General features: G+C 42.9%; 6 protein-coding genes. 4 read left to right on the forward strand and 2 right to left on the reverse strand.

Features of this window, described 5'->3' with window-relative positions; all coding sequences use genetic code 11:
- Positions 1 to 14: 14 nt before the first annotated feature.
- A complete protein-coding gene (locus ACT3TU_RS13890; protein ID WP_192524266.1) occupies positions 15 to 179 on the reverse strand; it encodes a hypothetical protein in 165 nt (54 codons plus the stop codon).
- Positions 180 to 198: 19 nt separating this feature from the next.
- A complete protein-coding gene (locus tag ACT3TU_RS13895) occupies positions 199 to 417 on the reverse strand; it encodes a helix-turn-helix domain-containing protein (protein WP_192524265.1) in 219 nt (72 codons plus the stop codon).
- Positions 418 to 539: 122 nt separating this feature from the next.
- On the opposite strand from ACT3TU_RS13895, the gene ACT3TU_RS13900 reads away from it, so the two are divergent.
- The 4 genes from ACT3TU_RS13900 to ACT3TU_RS13915 are packed head-to-tail and all read left to right on the forward strand — an operon-like array spanning position 540 to position 2,608.
- Complete coding sequence (locus ACT3TU_RS13900; protein WP_192524264.1) at positions 540 to 755, forward strand: hypothetical protein; 216 nt, start codon at positions 540 to 542, stop codon at positions 753 to 755.
- Between the two features lie 26 nt (positions 756 to 781).
- Positions 782 to 1,987 carry an Arm DNA-binding domain-containing protein gene (locus ACT3TU_RS13905; RefSeq protein WP_444784508.1) on the forward strand — a complete coding sequence of 402 codons (1,206 nt, stop codon included), beginning with the start codon at positions 782 to 784 and terminating at the stop codon, positions 1,985 to 1,987.
- Positions 1,984 to 2,280, forward strand: coding sequence for a hypothetical protein (locus ACT3TU_RS13910; protein WP_192524262.1), 297 nt, complete (start codon positions 1,984 to 1,986; stop codon positions 2,278 to 2,280). Before ACT3TU_RS13905 ends, ACT3TU_RS13910 begins: the two co-directional genes overlap by 4 nt.
- A 10-nt stretch (positions 2,281 to 2,290) precedes the next feature.
- Entirely contained in the window at positions 2,291 to 2,608 is a 318-nt protein-coding gene (locus tag ACT3TU_RS13915) for a hypothetical protein (RefSeq protein WP_192524261.1), read from the forward strand.
- Positions 2,609 to 2,621: the final 13 nt, after the last annotated feature.

Genomic DNA, 2,621 nt, shown 5'->3' on the forward strand with positions numbered 1-2,621 from the left:
CTCAGTCAAAAAGTTTATTTTCGGTGCGGTGCCCATTTGGTGCCCAAACCGTGCCCTGCCCTAAAACCGCAAATATTGAATTGACCCCAACCTAAAAAATAATTGGGCAGAGTAAAATACTCAATATCGTCAAGTTTAATGGCTTTCAATACTCTGCTATCAACTCTTTTAATAAGCATTTTAACCTCCCTCTAAAAATCATTTCTCACTAATCTTATCTTCTTCATAGAGGATAATATCTCCAGGCGTGCAATCTAAAAGCTTACACAGCTCATTTAGTGAATCGAAATCTATTCGAGTGACTTCGTTATTATACATTCGATATAGAGTAGACCTTCCTAGTTTAGACATCCTATCAGCATCTGCCACACGAATGCCTTTTTGTGCAAATAAAACGGGTAAATTGAGCTTAATCATACATAAAATCCCTAAAGTGATAAAAAAGTGCTTGCAAGTGATAATATTTATAGATAATATATACTCATTAGTGATAACTAATAACTCACTAATAGTAAATTTATTTCACATGGAGAATTATTATGTCACAGACTTACCTCACTACTCAAGAATTAGCCGATCGTATCAAATACGACGCACGTACTATCCGTAACCAACTTAAGGACACGGTTTTGATTGAAAACATCCATTATATACGCCCCTTTGGCGGCCGTAAGATTTTATATGTGTGGGAGCGTATCGAGGAGGATATGTGTAAGCCGGTTATGAGTACTATCAATGGTATGGCCTTACAATAAATGTTGCTGAACTAAGGAGTTTAATTATGGCCTCAATAAGAGCGAGACGTGGCAAGCTATTTGTAGATTTTCGATATATGAATATGCGTTGCCGTGAGACGACCAATCTCACTGACACTCCAGCTAATCGAAAGAAGCTGGCTAAAATCATCGAAAAAATGGAAGCGGAAATCACTCTAGGATTATTTGATTATGCCGCCTACTTCCCAAAGAGTGAACGTGCACAGGAAATGACTGCACTGGCTGATAGGGCGGAAGCTTGTATCAGTCGCAATCCAACCTTTATGCAGTTTGCTGATATTTGGTATGAAGAGAAGAAAATTGAATGGCGGCCGAGCTATCAAGGTAAGGTTCAGATTGTACTTGGTAAGTATCTATTGCCTGAGTTTGGTGTTAAAGCAGTACATGCTATAAAGAAAACAGACTTGCTGGCTTTCCGTAGCTCCCTCGCCAAAGTTCGTTACGGTCGAGATGCCCAGTCAAGTCTGTCTGTAGCACGGATCAACGAGATCATGGTACCACTGCGTATGATACTACAAGAGGCGGCTGATCGCTATGAGTTTGAGACGCCTTATAAGAATATTAAGAATCTCAAGCAAGCTCGTCCTGATGTGAATCCTTTTACTCTCACAGAGGTGTGGCTGTTTTTGAAGCATGTTCGCGCTGACTATAAGCCATATTATACGACTCGGTTTTTTACGGGAATGCGTACCAGTGAGATCGACGGACTGAAATGGGACTGCGTTGATTTTGATCGGCGTGAGATTCGTATTCGCGGTGCATTGGTCAATGGCGAGATGGGTCCGACAAAGACGCTAGGCTCACAGCGTGAGATTGCGATGTCGCAGTTAGTATATAACGCGCTGCAAGATCAAAAGGCTGTCACGCATGGTAAATCAGAGTTTGTATTTTGCAATTCACAGGGTAACCCTTTGGAGTATCGAAATGTGAATCGGCGGATATGGAAACCCACGCTTGCCCTACTCGGTCTGAAACACAGGCGTGCGTATCAGACTCGGCACACCGCAGCGACGCTATGGCTCGCTGCTGGTGAGAACCCTGAGTGGATCGCGCGGCAGATGGGTCACAGTAGTACGGAGATGCTGTTTCGGGTGTACAGCCGCTACGTGCCTGACGTGACTCGCCAAGATGGCTCAGCGATGGATACTCTGCTACTAGCAAGCAAGGAGAAGTTGACGAATGCACAAACTGACAAGGAGACGTCGCAATGAAAATTATTAATTATGACAAGCTGTTTGGCGAGTTTAAACCTGACGGTGCTATCAGTAAGGATGCTAATCAGATTGCTAATACACTCATTTGCGAGCTATGTATTCAGCCCGGCACGGGGTTGGCAAGGTTTCTAGGAGTGAAGGCTTGTTTTGACAATCATATGGCACTGCGAGTATGGGTACAGCAGCGCTTGGATGACAATCCTGATTATCTTTATCTTGTTGATGAAATGTGTCAGCAGCTGCAAAGCGAGCTTTATAGGCTTCTACCGCAACCGGTCTATGGCTTTTAAGGAGAACGTTATGAGTGTAAAACTTGAACCGAATATGACTCAGAACGCACGGGACCTAAAAATCTGTAGTGATTACTGGGCCTATGATCATAGAAGTGATTTTATCGGGCATGTGGAAGGAGTTTGTCGAAAGTATGACATCAGTTCTCATATTCTGTTTGATACAGTCGCTCAGTGTTTTGCCTATCTAGATGATGTGCAATGCGTTTATTGTGGCTATGTTTGTCCTTTAGAAGTGCCAGCGGACATAGCTATTATGCGAGCAAAAGACAGTTGGTGTTGTGAAGTGTGCGAGCATGCCACTTGGCAAGAGCATAATCATAGATAAATTGTTCAAAATA

Origin of the sequence: Psychrobacter sp. AOP3-A1-26, from assembly GCF_052378235.1 — a bacterium.
Taxonomy (GTDB): Bacteria; Pseudomonadota; Gammaproteobacteria; order Pseudomonadales; family Moraxellaceae; genus Psychrobacter.

Excerpts from the sequence above, each read along its gene's own strand:
- ACT3TU_RS13905 (WP_444784508.1), top strand. The coding sequence starts at position 782 with ATGGCCTCAATAAGAGCGAGACGTGGCAAGCTATTTGTAGATTTTCGA.
- ACT3TU_RS13915 (WP_192524261.1), top strand. The coding sequence starts at position 2,291 with ATGAGTGTAAAACTTGAACCGAATATGACTCAGAACGCACGGGACCTA.
- ACT3TU_RS13900 (WP_192524264.1), top strand. The coding sequence starts at position 540 with ATGTCACAGACTTACCTCACTACTCAAGAATTAGCCGATCGTATCAAA.
- ACT3TU_RS13895 (WP_192524265.1), bottom strand. The coding sequence starts at position 417 with ATGATTAAGCTCAATTTACCCGTTTTATTTGCACAAAAAGGCATTCGT.
- ACT3TU_RS13910 (WP_192524262.1), top strand. The coding sequence starts at position 1,984 with ATGAAAATTATTAATTATGACAAGCTGTTTGGCGAGTTTAAACCTGAC.
- ACT3TU_RS13890 (WP_192524266.1), bottom strand. The coding sequence starts at position 179 with ATGCTTATTAAAAGAGTTGATAGCAGAGTATTGAAAGCCATTAAACTT.